This window comes from Pseudomonas sp. HY13-MNA-CIBAN-0226, from assembly GCF_040310305.1.
Taxonomy (GTDB): domain Bacteria; phylum Pseudomonadota; class Gammaproteobacteria; order Pseudomonadales; family Pseudomonadaceae; genus Aquipseudomonas; species Aquipseudomonas gregormendelii.
Genome location: NZ_JBEOPS010000003.1, coordinates 273,762 through 289,051, shown reverse-complemented (window position 1 = coordinate 289,051; position 15,290 = coordinate 273,762). Strand labels below are relative to the sequence as shown.

General features: G+C 61.6%; 13 protein-coding genes. 4 read left to right on the top strand and 9 right to left on the bottom strand.

Features of this window, described 5'->3' with window-relative positions; translation table 11 throughout:
* Window positions 1-5: 5 nt before the first annotated feature.
* The 6 genes from AAEZ05_RS05125 to AAEZ05_RS05100 form a co-directional block, all read right to left on the bottom strand.
* Window positions 6-1,487 (bottom strand): aldehyde dehydrogenase, encoded by a 1,482-nt coding sequence (locus tag AAEZ05_RS05125; RefSeq protein WP_045062788.1) that lies wholly within the window; start codon window positions 1,485-1,487, stop codon window positions 6-8.
* Window positions 1,484-2,317 carry an alpha/beta fold hydrolase gene (locus AAEZ05_RS05120; protein WP_045062787.1) on the bottom strand — a complete coding sequence of 278 codons (834 nt, stop codon included), beginning with the start codon at window positions 2,315-2,317 and terminating at the stop codon, window positions 1,484-1,486. Before AAEZ05_RS05120 ends, AAEZ05_RS05125 begins: the two co-directional genes overlap by 4 nt.
* 43 nt (window positions 2,318-2,360) lie before the next feature.
* The gene (locus AAEZ05_RS05115; protein ID WP_045062786.1) at window positions 2,361-2,951 is read right to left on the bottom strand and encodes an amino acid synthesis family protein; all 591 of its coding nucleotides are present in this window, start codon (window positions 2,949-2,951) and stop codon (window positions 2,361-2,363) included.
* A 316-nt stretch (window positions 2,952-3,267) separates the two neighbouring features.
* Window positions 3,268-3,663 (bottom strand): hypothetical protein, encoded by a 396-nt coding sequence (locus AAEZ05_RS05110; protein WP_152644333.1) that lies wholly within the window; start codon window positions 3,661-3,663, stop codon window positions 3,268-3,270.
* Between the two features lie 51 nt (window positions 3,664-3,714).
* On the bottom strand, window positions 3,715-4,347 hold the full coding sequence (locus tag AAEZ05_RS05105; protein WP_350646741.1) for a response regulator: 633 nt from the start codon (window positions 4,345-4,347) through the stop codon (window positions 3,715-3,717).
* 30 nt (window positions 4,348-4,377) lie between these two features.
* Window positions 4,378-5,739, bottom strand: a complete 1,362-nt coding sequence (locus tag AAEZ05_RS05100) for a cache domain-containing protein (protein WP_350646740.1) — start codon at window positions 5,737-5,739, stop codon at window positions 4,378-4,380.
* Window positions 5,740-6,136: 397 nt separating this feature from the next.
* Here AAEZ05_RS05100 and AAEZ05_RS05095 point away from each other — a divergent pair, with 397 nt between their 5' ends.
* Window positions 6,137-8,194, top strand: a complete 2,058-nt coding sequence (locus AAEZ05_RS05095; protein ID WP_045058840.1) for a carbon starvation CstA family protein — start codon at window positions 6,137-6,139, stop codon at window positions 8,192-8,194.
* Between the two features lie 10 nt (window positions 8,195-8,204).
* The gene (locus tag AAEZ05_RS05090; RefSeq protein WP_045058841.1) at window positions 8,205-8,402 is read left to right on the top strand and encodes a YbdD/YjiX family protein; all 198 of its coding nucleotides are present in this window, start codon (window positions 8,205-8,207) and stop codon (window positions 8,400-8,402) included.
* A gap of 265 nt (window positions 8,403-8,667) precedes the next feature.
* Here the strand turns inward: AAEZ05_RS05090 and AAEZ05_RS05085 are convergent, their stop codons facing one another.
* From AAEZ05_RS05085 to AAEZ05_RS05075, 3 genes are all read right to left on the bottom strand, one after another.
* Window positions 8,668-8,958, bottom strand: coding sequence for a hypothetical protein (locus tag AAEZ05_RS05085; RefSeq protein ID WP_205893780.1), 291 nt, complete (start codon window positions 8,956-8,958; stop codon window positions 8,668-8,670).
* 155 nt (window positions 8,959-9,113) lie between these two features.
* Entirely contained in the window at window positions 9,114-9,281 is a 168-nt protein-coding gene (locus AAEZ05_RS05080) for a hypothetical protein (RefSeq protein ID WP_177328537.1), read from the bottom strand.
* Window positions 9,282-9,372: 91 nt separating this feature from the next.
* Window positions 9,373-11,526, bottom strand: a complete 2,154-nt coding sequence (locus AAEZ05_RS05075; RefSeq protein ID WP_350646739.1) for a TonB-dependent receptor family protein — start codon at window positions 11,524-11,526, stop codon at window positions 9,373-9,375.
* A gap of 1,225 nt (window positions 11,527-12,751) precedes the next feature.
* Here AAEZ05_RS05075 and AAEZ05_RS05070 point away from each other — a divergent pair.
* On the top strand, window positions 12,752-14,347 hold the full coding sequence (locus tag AAEZ05_RS05070) for an ABC transporter substrate-binding protein (RefSeq protein WP_350646738.1): 1,596 nt from the start codon (window positions 12,752-12,754) through the stop codon (window positions 14,345-14,347).
* Complete coding sequence (locus AAEZ05_RS05065) at window positions 14,344-15,276, top strand: ABC transporter permease (RefSeq protein WP_045057836.1); 933 nt, start codon at window positions 14,344-14,346, stop codon at window positions 15,274-15,276. The genes AAEZ05_RS05070 and AAEZ05_RS05065 overlap by 4 nt, the downstream gene beginning before the upstream one ends.
* The last annotated feature ends 14 nt before the right edge of the window (window positions 15,277-15,290 follow it).

Genomic DNA, 15,290 nt, shown 5'->3' with positions numbered 1-15,290 from the left:
GTCTCTTAGCGCATCACGAAAGGATCAGGCATCGGAGCCTGGGAGAGGTTGATCCACACCGTTTTCAGCTCGGTGTAGGCCAGCACCGAATCGATGCCGCTCTCGCGTCCATAGCCGCTGTTCTTGAAGCCGCCGATCGGCGCCATAGCCGACACTGCGCGGTAGGTGTTAACCCAGATGATCCCTGAACGCACATCCCGGGCGAGACGATGGGCACGACCCAGGTCGCGGGTCCAGATGCCGGCGGCGAGGCCGAACTGCGAGTCGTTGGCTATCGCCAACGCCTCGGCTTCGTCCTTGAAGCGAATGACCGAAGCCACCGGGCCGAAGACTTCTTCCTGCATGATCTTCATCGAGTTGGCGTCGCATTCGAACAGTGTCGGCTCGTAGAACCAGCCGTCGCCCAGGTTCTGCGGGCGCTTGCCGCCCAGGCGCAGGCGGGCACCTTCGGCAATGGCGTCAGCCACCAGGCCTTCGACCACCGCCAGTTGCTGCGCGGTGGCCATCGGGCCCATCTCGCTGCTGTCTTCCTGGGGGTTGCCGATGCGAATGCGCTTGGCGCGCTCGATCAGGCGCTCGACGAACTCGTCGTAGATGTCGTCCTGCACCAGCAGGCGCGAGCCCGACACGCAGCTCTGCCCGGAGGCGGCGTAGATCCCGGCAATCGCGCCATTGATCGCGCTGTCGAGGTCGGCGTCGGCGAAAATGATGTTCGGCGACTTGCCACCCAGTTCCAGGGACAGTTTGGCGAAGTTCTCGGCACTGCTGCGCACCACGTGACGGGCCGTGGCCGCGCCGCCGGTGAAGGCGATCTTGCGCACCAGCGGATGGCGGGTCAGCGCTGCGCCGGTGCTTGGGCCATAGCCGGTGACGACGTTGACCACGCCCGGTGGAATGCCGGCTTCGAGGGCCAGGCGCGCCAGTTCGAGGATGGTCGCCGAGGCGTGTTCCGACGGTTTGATCACGATCGTGTTGCCGGCGGCCAGGGCCGGGGCCAGCTTGATGGCGGTCAGGTACAGCGGGCTGTTCCACGGAATGATCGCCGCCACCACACCCATGGCTTCGTGCACGGTGTAGGCAAACAGGTCGGGCTTGTCCAGCGGCAGGGTGCCGCCTTCGAGCTTGTCGGCCAGGCCTGCGGTGTAGTGGAAGAACTCCGGCAGGTAGCTGACCTGGCCGCGGGTTTCGCGGATCAGCTTGCCGTTGTCGCGGCTCTCCAGCTGCGCCAGTTGTTCCTTGTTCTCGGCGATCAGGTCACCCAGGCGGCGCAGCAACTTGCCCCGGGCGGTGGCGGTCAGGCCACGCCAGGCCGGGCTGTCGAAGGCGGTCTGTGCAGCTTGGACGGCGCGTTCGACATCGGCTTCGTCGGCATCGGGCAATTCGGCCCAGGCCTGGGCCAGCGCCGGGTTGAGGCTTTCGAAGGTCTTGCCGGACAGGGCATCGACCCATTCACCGCCGATGCACATCTGGAAGCGTGCGAGTGTCATGCAACGATCCCCTTTATTTGATTTTGTCGGGAGTGCGCCGTGTCGAGAAACTCCAGCAACAGCTGGTTGACCAGGCGCGGCGATTCTACGGGCATCATATGCCGTTGTTCGGCGAGCACGGCAACGGTCGCGCCGGGAATTCGCCGCGCCAGTTGCTCGGCCATTTCCGGGGTGGAACCGGGGTCCAGCTCACCGGTGGCGATCAGCGTCGGCACCTGGATGCTGCCCAGGTCGTCGGCGCGGTACATGTCCTGGGTGGCGAACAGTTCATAGGTGGTCAGGTAGCCCTGGGGATCATTGTTCGCCAGGGTCTGGCGCAAGGCCGCGATCTGCGCCGGGTTGGCCGCCTGGTACTCGCGGCTGAACCAGCGCGACAGGGCAGCTTCGGCGTTGGCATCCGGGCCGTGCTCGGCCGCTTGCGCGGTGCGGGCAATGACGCCGGCGCGCTGCTCGGGGCTGCGGTTGAACACGCTGTTGAGCACCACCATGCCCTCCAGGCGCTCCGGGTAGTGCAGGGCAAACGCCCGCGCTACCAGTCCGCCCATGGAGAAGCCGATCACCGTCGCCTTGGGCAATTGCAGGTGGTCGAGCAACTCCAGCAACTGATCGGCATATCCGAGCAGCGGCGTGCCGCTTGCCGGGCGCGGGCTGGCGCCGTGGCCGAGCATGTCGTAGGCAATCACGCGGTATTGGGTGGCGAGGCCAACGACCTGGCCGCCCCACATTTCTTTATTCAGGCCCACGCCGTGGATCAAAACCACGGGCTGGCCTTGGCCGGTCGCCAGGTAACTGGTGCCAGCCGGGGTGCGTTCAGCGGTGAGCCGAATCATGGAGCGCTCCTGCATGCCTTTTTGTTGTAGTTGCCCTGTGCGATTACTGGGCGTTTTCAGCGGCCAGTTCTTCAAGATCGATGTAGCGGTTACCAATGCGCGGGTGCAGGCGGCCGCCGTCGGCGCAGCCCAGGACCACGACGATTTCATCGGCGCGCGGTGCATCTTCGATCTGCATTTCCAGGGTGATGTAGTGCGAACGCAGGCCTTCGTCATCCTTGTGCATCATCGGAATCTGGATCGAAGTGCCCGGGCCACCGCGCTTGTTGGTGAAGCTCAGGTAGCTCTTGGCTTTCACGGCTTCGCGGTAGTGATTGCCGAAGCGCAGGGTGTGGATGACGGCGGAGGCGTGCTCGATCTCGCCATCGGCGCCGACTACAGCGGCCTTGCCGTATGCTTCGATCTTGTCGGCACCGCCGATGATGCCCACCAGGCGCTCGACCATCAGCGCGCCGAGGTCGGAGCAGTTCTCTCGGATCTGCGGTTTCAGGTCCTCGACGAAGCCATTGCCCACCCAGGGATTCTTCATGACGACGGCCAGGCCGACCATGGTCACGGGTTTGTCGGTGGCCTTGCCGCCTTCGATGAAAGTTTCTTCGACGTAGCTGACGATCTTGCGGATTTCGAAACTCATGAGCTGCTCCGTAATAGGGTGAGAGTGTCTGTGCGTCTGATGGTATACCATAATACTGGAAGCACAAGTCCCTGGAGCGAGTTTCTGGTCGGATGGTTTGAAAGAGGGGATTAGCGGGGATTGCAGGAAGGGGGCAGATGATGGATATCGTGGCTGGACGTGCGTTATCGCGAGCAAGCTTTGTTAGCAGCGGAGGAGCCGCGTAGGAGCTGTCGAGTGAAACGAGGCTGCGATCTGTTGATCTTGTCGTAAAAAACACAGTCAAAAGATCGCAGCCTCGTTTCAGAATCCGAGGCCGCCGGTGCTTGCACTGATATCAGTCAGGCTTCAAATCGCTTTTCTTCTGCTCTCCCATCTGTTCCTTGAGTCGCCGCAGTGTCGGCGATTCGCCGCCGGTCAATTCGATTTTAAACTCGGCAAAGGCATGCTCCAGTGCGGCGTACTGCTGCAAACCTTCTTCGGTGAACAGGTAGCGTCCGGGAATGTCCCCACTCGGCACGGCTAGGGGCAGGTACTGGAATGCTTCGCCGGTGCGCTGGATCGCGCCGCTCAATTCTGTAGCAGGGGCAAATTTATTGACAAATACTTCGGTTGGCTTCGACGGCGCCATCTCGGAGATGGAATAGCGCGGGGCTCGCTGCCCACTGCCGCGTAAAGAGGTGCTGTTGTACAGCTCGGTACTTGAGGCGGCGGATGTTCGCTCTACAGACACGTTTTGCGTTGCACCACGAACGGTGGGCGATGCCCTCGTCCGTCGGAACGCCTACCGCGAAATAATCCCATGATCAATCGCGTACTTCACCAACGCCGCCGGCTTATCGATATTCAACTTGCGACGAATGCTCAATCGATGCGTCTCAACAGTCCGCACGCTGATATCCAGTTCCCTTGCCATTTCCTTGTTGTTCAGCCCTTGGGCCATTTTGTACAGCACCTGGCTTTCCCGGGGCGTCAGTTCGTTGTCGGTGTTTTTGTCGGCGATCAGGCGCTGGGCGATTTCGGCGCTGTAGAAGGAGCCGCCGTTGGTGATGGCGTCGATGGCGGCGATGATTTCCCGGGAGGGTGAGTTTTTCAGGACGTAGCCGCTGGCGCCGGCGCGCACGGATTCGCTGACGTATTCGTGATTGTCGTACATGCTCAGCACCAGCACTTTGAGCGCCGGGTAGCGGTTGCGCAGCAGCCGGGTGAGTTCCAGGCCGTTCATGTCCTTGAGGCCGATGTCGACCAGTACCAGGTCGGGTTGGCAGCGTCCGATCATGTCGATGGCGTCTGCGCCGTTTTCGGCTTCACCGACGACTTCCAGGTCGGCCATGACGGACAGCAGGGCCTTGATGCCGTCGCGGACCAGGGAGTGGTCGTCGACCAGGGCGACGCGGATCGGAGAGGGCAGGTTCATCGCGGCTATTCACTCTTGTTGTGGTGGTGATCAGCGGGGAGCGCCGGTGGGTTTGAGGGGCAGCAGTACGTCGAGTTCGCTGCGGCCCGGTGTCGATGTCAGGGTGAACTGGCCGCCGAAGTGGTCGACTCGCTCGCGGATATTACGCAGGCCGATGCCGGTGTGGCGACGTTCGACCTGGGCGACGTTGAAGCCGATGCCGTCGTCGACCAGGGTCAGGCGCACGCCCTGTGGGCAGCCGTGCAGGGTGATGTCGACGTTGCTGGCCTGGGCGTGGCGTTCGATATTGGTCAGGCCTTCCTGGACGATGCGAAACAGCGAGACGGCGGCGCCGTCGACGAGGTCGCAGGCGAATTCGTTGTCGTTGTAGTTCACTTTCAGGCCGCTGCGTTGTTCGAATTCGGCGGCGAGCTGGCCGATTGCGGCGGGCAGGCCGAGGGTGTCGAGCAGGGATGAGCGCAGGTCATGGGACAGGCTGCGCACTTCGCCGATGGCTTCGCCCAGGCGTTCGGTGGCTTCGCGCAGGATGCCCAGGCCGCGGTCCTGGCCGTTTTCCAGCACCAGGCTGGCCAGTTCGAACTGGAACTTGATCGACACCAGCACCTGGCTGATGCCGTCGTGCAGTTCACGGGAGACCCGGGAGCGTTCTTCTTCCTGCAGGCTGACGATGCGTTGGGTCAGGCGCTGGAGTTTTTTGTCGGCGAGGCGGTGTTCGCTGACGTTGAGGGTCATGCCGCTGGCGAAGACCAGCAGTACCGCGACCAGGGCCACGGCGGCGATGGCGAGCATGGTTTTGCGGATGCCTTGGGCAACTTCGTCACGGGCTTGCTGGGTGGCGCGTTCGACGTCTTCGAGATAGATGCCGGTGCCGAGAATCCAGCCCCAGCGGTCGAGCATGATCACGTAGGCGAGTTTGTCGGTGACCTGGCCGGAGGAGGGTTTGTTCCAGGCGTAGCGCTGGAAGCCTTCGCCGGATTGGGCGCTTTTCAGCAGGGCCTGGATGACCGGCAGGCCGTGGGGGTCTTGCATGTCCCAGAGGTATTTGCCCACCAGTTCGGACTGGCGCGCGTGCATCAGGCTGCGGCCTTCGCGGTCGTAGACGAAGAAGTAGCCGTTGATGCCGAAGCTGAGTTTGCGCAGTTCTTCCAGGACTTTTTGCTGGGCCTGGGCGTCGCCGTGGCCGTCGTCGTAGAGGGGGGCGATGAGGCTTTGCGCCATTTCGACGTAGTTTTTCAGTTCGGCGCGCTTGCTGGCCAGGATGCTGTCTTCGATGAGCTGGGCCTGCTGGTCGCCGAGTTGGCGGTTGAGGGAGATCACCAGGGCGCAGATGACGGCGATGGCCAGGACCAGCGGCAGGATCCCGAGCGCGACGATTTTGTGTTTGAGCTGCATCTGGGCTCCTGTCCGGGCCGAGGGGAAAGCGAGGGCCCGGCATCATATGCCAAAGATACGCGGGTTCTGTAGCGCTGCTGGACGGAATGACCTGTAGCGGGGATTTCGATCAATTGAAATGCCAAACCCCTTGTGAGAGCGAGCCTGCTCGCGATAGCGGTGGATCAGCCAGCATCATTGTTGAATGACACACCCTATCGCGAGCAGGCTCGCTCCCACAGGGGTGGGCTTGGGCATCTAAACGATGGGGCGTCTACGTAGAACTACGTAGTCCGGTTGTACGTAGTTCTGCGGATTTATTTGTGGACGGCATGCGCGGATATTGGGCCCGCTCCGCACAGCGGACACAATTATAAAAATTACCGCCGCAGCCATGCGCTGTCGGCAGGAGACGCATATGCCCCGTCTGGCTAAACACCTTGCCTGGTTTGCCGTGGCTGTCCTGGGAGCGTTCGCGCTGAGTGTCGTGGCCCTGCGCCGCGGCGAAGCCATCAACGCCCTGTGGATCGTAGTCGCAGCAGTCGCCATCTACCTCGTCGCTTATCGCTACTACAGCCTGTTCATCGCCAAAAAGGTGATGCAGCTTGACCCCAACCGAGCCACGCCTGCCGTGCTCAACAACGATGGTCTGGACTACGTTCCCACCAATAAACACGTGCTGTTCGGTCACCACTTCGCGGCCATCGCCGGCGCGGGGCCTTTGGTGGGTCCGGTACTGGCGGCGCAGATGGGTTATCTGCCCGGTACCCTGTGGCTGATCGCCGGTGTGGTGCTGGCCGGTGCGGTGCAGGACTTCATGGTGCTGTTCCTGTCCACCCGCCGCAACGGTCGCTCCCTGGGCGATATGGTCCGTGAGGAAATGGGCCGCATCCCTGGCACCATCGCCTTGTTCGGCTGCTTCCTGATCATGATCATCATCCTCGCGGTGCTGGCGCTGATCGTGGTCAAAGCCCTGGCCGAGAGTCCGTGGGGCATGTTCACCGTGATGGCGACCGTGCCGATCGCGATGTTCATGGGCATCTACATGCGCTATATCCGCCCGGGCCGCATTGGCGAGATCTCGGTGGTGGGCGTGTTGCTGCTGCTGGGCTCGATCTGGCTGGGTGGCCAGATTGCTGCTGATCCGGTGTGGGCCAAGGCGTTTACCTTCACCGGGATCCAGATCACCTGGATGCTGATTGGTTACGGGTTTGTCGCTGCGGTGCTGCCGGTGTGGCTGATCCTCGCACCCCGCGACTACCTGTCGACCTTCCTGAAAATCGGCACCATCTTGGCCCTGGCGATCGGCATCCTGGTGACCATGCCAGACCTTAAAATGCCAGCCCTGACCCAGTTCATCGACGGCACTGGCCCGGTGTGGAAAGGCGGTCTGTTTCCGTTCCTGTTTATCACCATCGCCTGCGGTGCGGTGTCGGGTTTCCATGCGCTGATCGCTTCCGGCACTACGCCGAAGTTGCTGGCCAGCGAGGGGCATGCCCGTTACATCGGTTACGGCGGCATGCTGATGGAATCCTTCGTGGCGATCATGGCCATGGTCGCCGCTTCGGTGATCGAACCGGGTGTGTACTTCGCCATGAACAGCCCGGCGGCGATCGTCGGTTCCGATGCGGTGACGGTTGCGCAGACGGTCAGCAGCTGGGGCTTTGCGATCACGCCGGACGCGCTGGAAGCGGTGGCCCGGGATATCGGCGAGACCACCATCCTGGCCCGTGCCGGTGGTGCGCCGACCCTCGCGGTGGGTATCGCGCAAATCCTGCACCAGTTGCTGCCGGGTGAAAACACCATGGCGTTCTGGTACCACTTCGCGATTCTGTTTGAAGCGTTGTTTATCCTGACGGCGGTGGACGCCGGTACCCGTGCCGGGCGCTTCATGCTGCAGGACTTGCTCGGCTCGTTTGTGCCGTCGCTGAAGCGCACCGAGTCGTGGGCCGCCAACCTGATTGCCACCGCTGGCTGTGTGGCGATGTGGGGGTATCTGCTTTATCAGGGAGTGATTGATCCGCTGGGTGGCATTAACACCTTGTGGCCGCTGTTTGGTATCTCCAACCAGATGCTGGCGGGTATCGCGCTGATGCTGGCGACGGTGGTGCTGATCAAGATGAAACGTCAGCGTTATGTGTGGGTGACCATGCTGCCTGCGGTGTGGTTGTTGATCTGCACCACGACTGCCGGTTTCATCAAGCTGTTCGATGCCAACCCGGCGATCGGTTTCCTCGCGCTGGCGAAGAAGTACAGCGATGCGCTGGCCAACGGGCAGATTCTGGCGCCGGCCAAGGACATCAACCAGATGCAGCACGTGATCTACAACGCCTACACCAATGCAACGCTGACGGCGCTGTTCCTGCTGGTGGTGTTCAGCATCCTGTTCTTTGCCCTGAAGGTCGGTATTGCCGCCTGGGGTAGCAAGGAACGCACCGATAAGGAAGCACCGTACCAGGCGCTGCCAGAGGCCTGAGGAGGGCGGCATGTTTAATGACTTGAATCGGCTGGGCAAGTACCTGGGGCAGGCGGCGCGGTTGATGGTGGGGATGCCTGACTATGACAACTACGTCGAGCACATGCAGACCCGGCACCCGGACCAGCCGATGATGGATTATGAGATGTTTTTCAGGGAGCGGCAGGAGGCGCGGTACGGGAGCAAGGCCGGGCCGAAGTGTTGTTGATTTGTTGATTTGTTGATTTGATGATTTGTTGATTTGTTAAATGCTTGAGTAATACCTGTGGGAGCCAGCCTGCTGGCGATGGACTTCAACGATGACGCGTGCATTCTGGATGTACGCGTCGTTGTTGAGTTCATCGCCAGCAGGCTGGCTCCCACAGTTGTTTTTGCAGTGTCTGCTGGCTCCCACAGTTGTTTTTGCAGTGACTGCTGGCTCCCACAGTTGTTTTTGCAGTGACTGATAGTGTTTGCAGCAAACTGAGCTGCGATCAGCTACCGCCGCTGCCACCGCTGCTGCTGCCGCCACCGGCCTTGTCCGCACCGCCCGCCTTGGAACCGCTGGGCGTTGGGCCGTTGTCGGTGGTGTTGCCGTCCGAGCCTTGAGGCAGCGAGGCAGCATCCGGATCGGCGTTGGTGGCTTTAGGCGCCGGGTCGCGGGTCTGGCTGGTGCCATCCGCCGACGGCGTGCCACTGGTGGATTCGCCGGCCGCGAAAGCGTTGAGCGAGAAGGCAGACATGACGCCTGCAAGCGTGAGCACCGCAATTTTTCTGTTCATCATGTTGAATCTTCCTTGCGAGTGGTTAACACAGCATTGGAAGGATGCCCCGGCCATAGGTGCTGGCCAGTGGACGAACGGTAGGGTGCGATTTTTCGTGGCAGCTGGCGCCGCCTGCGCGGGTGCGCGCGGCGGCTCAGCGTGTTTATCGGTGGTGTTTAACGGCGCAGACGAATCTTCTGCCAGTTATCGTCGCTGGTGAGCGTCCCCGTATCGCCGCGTACGGCGTACAGGGTCGCCCGATACAGCGCAGTGAAGCGCGAGCAGTGCAGCCCGCGAAGTTTTTGGTAGGCCCAGGTCCAGCCGTGCTTGGGTGTATGGCCCATACGTCTTCCTCTGTCCAGTTCGTCCCTGACCTGAGGTTAGCAGCGAACCAGGCAGAGTGGGGCGAGTTGGATCCAAGCCCCGGTCCCGACATCAGTAGCGCATTTCCACCGCCACATAGGCGCCGATCCCGTCACCCGGGTACAGGGATGCGGTGTCCTGCCCCTTGGCGTCGTAGAGCGGCTGCACCGCCGTGACGTATTTTTTGTTCGCCAGGTTTTTCAGGTCCAGCGAGACTTTCCAGTCCTTGTTCGGCGTTTCGTAGCCCACGTTCGCGCCGAAAATGGTGTAGGAGGGCGCATAAAAACTGTTGGCGTAATCCACCGCCGTGCGCGAGGCCGACTGCACGTTGACCCCGGTGTAGAAGCCGCTCGGATGTTCGTACTGCACTTCGCCCTGGTACACGTGTTTGGGAATGCCCGGCAGTTGGTTGTCGCCGAAGGTTGGGTCATCGCGATAGTAGAAGTCGTTGTAGGTGTACACCTGACGCAGGGAGACCTGCTCGCCGCTGTCGTTGTCCCACAGGCGAGTGTTTAAACCGGCTTCAACGCCCTGGTGAATCGTCGGCGTGGCGTTAAACGCGCCGGTGACGGCGGCAGCGGTAGGGGTGGCGCCGATCAACTGGACGTTGAGCAACTCGTCCTTCACCCACGAGCGATACAGCGCCAGGCTGCCGTCGAAAATCCCCGCGGAACCCTTGATGCCGACCTCCACGGTGTTGGCTTTCTGTTCCACCAGCGGCCGCACATAAGGCGCGGTGGGGCCGGAGCCCGAATATTCCCAGGACGCCGGAGGGTCGACCGAGCGGCTGACGTTGGCGAACACCTGCAGGTCTGGATTGAACTGGTAGCGCACACCGATCCGCGGCGCCAGGCTCCAGTTGTCGTAGGTCACGTCGGTGGGGAAGGCGGTGGTGTTGGCCACCAGCGACTCCTTGACGTTGGCGTGGCGACGCACGTTGATGGCGGACACGCCGGTGGTGAGCCACAGGTCGTCGACCAGTTCCAGGTCGTTACCCAGCGAGAACACGTGGTCGAAGGACGAGCCGTAGTCCACCCGCTTGCGCGTCTGCTTGTTGGCGAAGGCGGAGTCGACTTCGCCCTTGAGGTGTTCGGTGGAGGTGAAGGCGATGCTGGAGCGGCTTTCGTGGCCGAACCATTGATCAGTGCGGTCGTAGTTGATCACGGCGCTGAGGTCGTGCCAGGTCCAGAAGCTTGGGTTGCCCGGGCTGTTGGGGCTGTTGTTGTGGGCGTACTCGTAGTAGGCCAGGCCCACGGACAAGGTGGCGTCGTCGTCGAAGGTGTAGGTGGTCTTGCTGCCGGCCCAGACGCTGCCCGGGCGACGGCTGCCGGCGCCGCTGGAGGCAGCGGTGGCGCTGGCGCGGTCGCTGTGGTGCTTGACCTGGTCCAGGGTAGTGGCGCTCGGGTCGTTGTGGTACTCGTCGCGGTAGCGCAGCATCAGCTGGGTTTCGAGCTTGGGGCTGAATGTGTAGCCGAAGTTGGCGACCACGCCCTGGCTTTTTGACAGGCTGTAGTCGCGAAAGCCGTCGCTGCGATAGTTGTCGGCGTTGATGTAGTAATCGAAGTCGCCCTCGACTCCGCCGAAGCTGGCGCTTTGTTTGTTGTAGCCATAGCTGCCGGCCTCTGCCCGCAGACGCAGGCCGGGGGCGGTGTAGCCGGTCTGGTTGACGAAGTTGATCGCGCCGCCCAGGCTCAAGGCGCCGTACTGGAAGGCGTTGGCGCCGCGCAGGATTTCGGTGTAGTTGACCCCGGAGCCGTTGAGGAATTCGTAGGGTGTGCCGCCGGGGCCGGTAATGGGCAGGCCGTTGAAGAGGAATTTGATGCCTTCGCGGAAGTAGCCGGGCGAGGTGTTGGCGCCCGAGCCGCGGATGGAAATTTTGGCGGCGTCGTTGCCGCCGGTGGATTGCACGAATACGCCGGGTTGGTAGGCGAGGGTGTCTTGCAGGGTGGCGGTGCGGCCTTTGGACACTTGTTCGCTGTCGACGATGCTGGTGCCGCCGGGTACTTGGTCGAGCTGGGTTTTTGCGGTTTCGGCGGGGGTGGCTTGCTGGCCTTTTACGGTGACGGTTTGCAGTTGTGGTTCGGTTGAGCCAGTGGTGGTTTGTTCATTTGCCTGGGCGGCGCCTGAGAGCAACAGGGCGGAGCTTAGTCCTACTGTTGTTAACCAGGTGGCCTGGCGGATGGCGTGCGCTAACGTGTGTAGCTCTCCCCGGAATACTGATTGCATCAAAGTTAATCCCCAATGAATAGATAGAGTTGTCTGGGCTTTCTATTCGTATAGTCATGCTTGGGTTGGGTCTAAGCAGTAAGTGTGCCAGTGCTTCTTTTCGCTCTTTGGGTGGGTGTTTGATTGTGAAGTTTGCTGTTGGGGGTTCTTTTATTTGGATTGGTGTTTGTGGGGCAACACTTGAGTGTACATATCCGTTTTTGCCGTGACAGCGGGCCATACCGTTTCTCCTGTAGGAGCTGTCGAGTGAAACGAGGCTGCGATCTTTTGATCTTGCTTTTGTGTACATATCCATTGCTGCGGTAACGGCTACTTAGGGTTCCGCCCTTACGGCGGGTCACTTTGAACAGCGCAAAGTAACCAAACGCTCTTGCCCCACCACTCGGCACCTCGCCTAGGCTCGGTGTGCCCTCACTCCGGCATTGCTCCGCGGGTCGCCGCGATGGGCCATCCCTGGCCCAGCGCGGCTAAACCGGCATCCTTGCCGGTTTCCCCGCTGCGCAATGCCTGCGTTCGGCCAGCGTGGTTAACGGGGCGCCTGCAATCTACAGCTCGCCGTGACGGCCTTCGGGCCGACCAGGGCGTCAAGCCGGCGCGCTGCGCTTGGTTGTTCGTGTGCATCTTCAGGCTGGCGCTGCTGGCGGCGTTCCGACGATGGACGTGAACGGTAATGCCCATTTATTGAATACACACAACCCCTGTGGGAGCCGGCTTGCCGGCGATGGACGTCAACGATAATGCGGGCTTGTGGATGATCGCGGCGCCTTCGGAATCCATCGCCGGCAAGCTGGCACCTTGGTTTTGGGGAGGGTGTTGCCAGGCGCTCATGGTTGGCGAGTGTTATGTAAAGTGTTTGCAGCGCAACAGCAGTTGCACAAACTGCAAGTTTAACGACAAGTCAATCTGCAGATAAATGCATATCGATATAATAATTTTGTGGGCTTATAAGTCTGTAAATGCTAAATACTGTTCATTCGTTATTAGCGGCGGCCCAGTATTAACGGGCATCTCTGGTTACCAACTTAAATCCGATCACCATCCCCTAATCACTGGCATGCTCAGTGCATACACCCACTCAAAGATTACATTACCAGGTCACCACTCCAAGGATGCGTCATTGAGAACGGCCTTCAAACTTTTCGGCACTTTCGCTCTATATAGTGTGCTGACTGCCTGCTCACCCCCATCGCCCCCCCAGCCTGGCGCGCAGCGTGCTGACGGGAACATGAGCAATGGCGTGGTGACCTATTCGGCGGCGGACTTTCATGAGCCTGCTCCAGGGCGCAACGGTGGCACCCTGAAGGTGTCCGCCGCGTCCGATGCCGGCAGTTTTGATATCCATGCCTTGTCTAACGGCAACATCCAGTGGCTGGGGCGCATTTTGTTTGATTGCCTGGTGTATCAGGATGAAGAGGGCAATATCAGCCCGTGGCTGGCGCGGTCCTGGGAGATTTCCCCGGACGGCAAGACCTACACCTTTCACCTGCGCGACGACGTGACCTTCAGCGATGGCGAGAAATTCAACGCCGCGGCGCTGCAAACCAACCTGGAACACATGCGCGATCCGGCGACCAAGTCGCCATTGGCGGCGGCTTACATTGCGCCGTATCTGGACGGCAAGGTGGTCGATGAATACACCTTCGAGGCCCGTCTGCGTGAACCCTATACGCCTTTCCTCGACGTGCTGGCCCAGTCCTGGCTGGGGATGATTTCGCCCAGGCAGATTCGCGAAGCGCCGAAGACCATTGCCACGCAACCGGTCGGCAGCGGCCCGTTCCTGCTGCAAAGCTATACCCGGGATCAGGGCGCGGTTTTTGTTAAACGTTCCGGTTATCACTGGGCGCCGGCGGTCACGCGGCATGTGGGTGCGGCGTATCTGGATCGCATCGAACTCAGTTATGTGCCCGAAGCGATGATCCGCTTCACTTCGCTGGAGTCTGGCCAATCGGATTTCGCCCTGGATGCGCCCGCGCAGAATGCGGCGGCGATTCGGGCCAATCCCGGGCTGGTGATGCGCAGCCGGATTCGCAAGGGCAATCCGAGCCGCAGCATGACCTTCAACGTCGAGCAGGCGCCCTTTGATGACGTACGGGTTCGGCGCGCGGTGGCCAAGGCGATCGATCGCGAAGGCTTGGCGTGGATCTCCGGGTTTGGCGAGTTCCTGAGCAAGGCCGACCTGCTGGCTGCGAATACCCGCTTCTATCAACCCGAGAACAGCGCCCTGGCCTATGACGTCGCCGCTGCCAATGCACTGCTGGACGAAGCGGGCTGGACCGGGCGCGATGCCCAGGGCTATCGCAGCAAAAACGGGCAGCGCCTGCAGGCCACTTTGCTGACCTACGACAACCCGGCCTTTCCGGCCAGTGTGTCGGTGGCGATCCAGGCGGACCTGAAAAAAGTCGGCTTCGCCATGCCGATTGAGATGCTGCCGCTGACCCGCGTCACGGAGAAGCGTTATGCCGGGAAATTCCAGGCCATCGCCTCCGGTTACTGGCACACCAACACGCCCGACGGTTTGTTCGTGCTGTATCACAGCCAGTCCATCAGCACCGCCAAATTGATCGGCCAGAACGCCGGACGTTTCCGTGATGCCGAGCTGGATCGGCTGCTCAGCGCGGCGCGCCGCTCCCGGGATCCGGTGGAGCTGCAGACGCTGTATCGCCAGGCGCAACAACGCCTGGTGGAGACGGTGCCGGCGGTGCCTTCGGTGGAAAGCCAGGTACTGACCGCGTACGGGCAGCAGGTCAAGGGCGTGATTTTCGACACGTCCCACAACGTTCCGTTTTTCACCAGCATCTGGCTGGACCGGGGGCAACCATGAACCTGTTCAAGCGTGTTGCCTTGCGCCTGCTCGCCGGTATCGGCGTGCTGTGGGGCGCGGCGACGCTGACGTTTCTGGCGGTGAACTTCAGTGGCGGCGACACGGCGTTGGCGATTCTGGGTGGTCCGGATGCCTTGCCCACCCCGGAGTTGCTGGCACGGGTGCGGGCCGAGTACGGGCTGGATCAGCCGCTGATCGTGCAGTACGGCCATTACCTGCAGCGCCTGGCTCACGGCGACCTGGGTGAGTCCTATCGCCTGCGCATCCCGGTGGCCCAGGCGATTGGCGAGCAGGTCGGCGCAACCCTGCAACTGTCAGTCAGCGCTGCGGTACTGGCAGTGGTGCTGGCGCTGGTGTGCGCGATCCTCACCGCCAACCGTGCGCCCTGGGTTCGCTCGTTTGCGTCGGGCAGCGAACTGGTGATGTCGTCTGCGCCCTCGTTTGTGATCGGCATCGTGCTGTTGCTGGTGTTCTCGTTTCACTGGCACTGGTTGCCGCCGTCCGGTTCGGTGGGCTGGCGCTCGCTGGTCTTGCCATCGGTGGCCCTGGCCTTGCCGGTGGCGGCGGTGCTGACGCAGCTGTTGCGCCAGTCCCTGGAAGACACCCTCGAACAACCCTTTATTGCGATGGCCCGCGCCCGTGGGCTGTCCGAGACGGCCGTGCGCCTGCGCCATGCTTTGCGGCATGCGCTGGTGCCCCTGGTGACGCTGGCCGGTTTTGTGTTTGCCAGCCTTCTGGGCGGTGCCGTGGTGATCGAGTTGCTGTTTGCCCGCCAGGGTATCGGCCGCCTGATGCTCGACGCCACCAGCAACAAGGACGTGCCCATGGTGCTGGGGGTGACCCTGCTCGCCGCTGCGGTGTATGTGCTGGTCAACCTCGCCGTGGATTTGATTAACCGCTGGATCGACCCTCGGGCCGATCAAGCGTGAGTGCCTACGAAAAA

Coding starts and splice junctions, on each gene's coding strand:
- AAEZ05_RS05115 (WP_045062786.1), bottom strand. CDS start 2,951: ATGAGTTTCGAAATCCGCAAGATCGTCAGCTACGTCGAAGAAACTTTC.
- AAEZ05_RS05125 (WP_045062788.1), bottom strand. CDS start 1,487: ATGACACTCGCACGCTTCCAGATGTGCATCGGCGGTGAATGGGTCGAT.
- AAEZ05_RS05105 (WP_350646741.1), bottom strand. CDS start 4,347: ATGAACCTGCCCTCTCCGATCCGCGTCGCCCTGGTCGACGACCACTCC.
- AAEZ05_RS05065 (WP_045057836.1), top strand. CDS start 14,344: ATGAACCTGTTCAAGCGTGTTGCCTTGCGCCTGCTCGCCGGTATCGGC.
- AAEZ05_RS05095 (WP_045058840.1), top strand. CDS start 6,137: ATGCCCCGTCTGGCTAAACACCTTGCCTGGTTTGCCGTGGCTGTCCTG.
- AAEZ05_RS05100 (WP_350646740.1), bottom strand. CDS start 5,739: ATGCAGCTCAAACACAAAATCGTCGCGCTCGGGATCCTGCCGCTGGTC.
- AAEZ05_RS05080 (WP_177328537.1), bottom strand. CDS start 9,281: ATGGGCCATACACCCAAGCACGGCTGGACCTGGGCCTACCAAAAACTT.
- AAEZ05_RS05070 (WP_350646738.1), top strand. CDS start 12,752: ATGAGCAATGGCGTGGTGACCTATTCGGCGGCGGACTTTCATGAGCCT.
- AAEZ05_RS05090 (WP_045058841.1), top strand. CDS start 8,205: ATGTTTAATGACTTGAATCGGCTGGGCAAGTACCTGGGGCAGGCGGCG.
- AAEZ05_RS05085 (WP_205893780.1), bottom strand. CDS start 8,958: ATGATGAACAGAAAAATTGCGGTGCTCACGCTTGCAGGCGTCATGTCT.
- AAEZ05_RS05075 (WP_350646739.1), bottom strand. CDS start 11,526: ATGCAATCAGTATTCCGGGGAGAGCTACACACGTTAGCGCACGCCATC.
- AAEZ05_RS05120 (WP_045062787.1), bottom strand. CDS start 2,317: ATGATTCGGCTCACCGCTGAACGCACCCCGGCTGGCACCAGTTACCTG.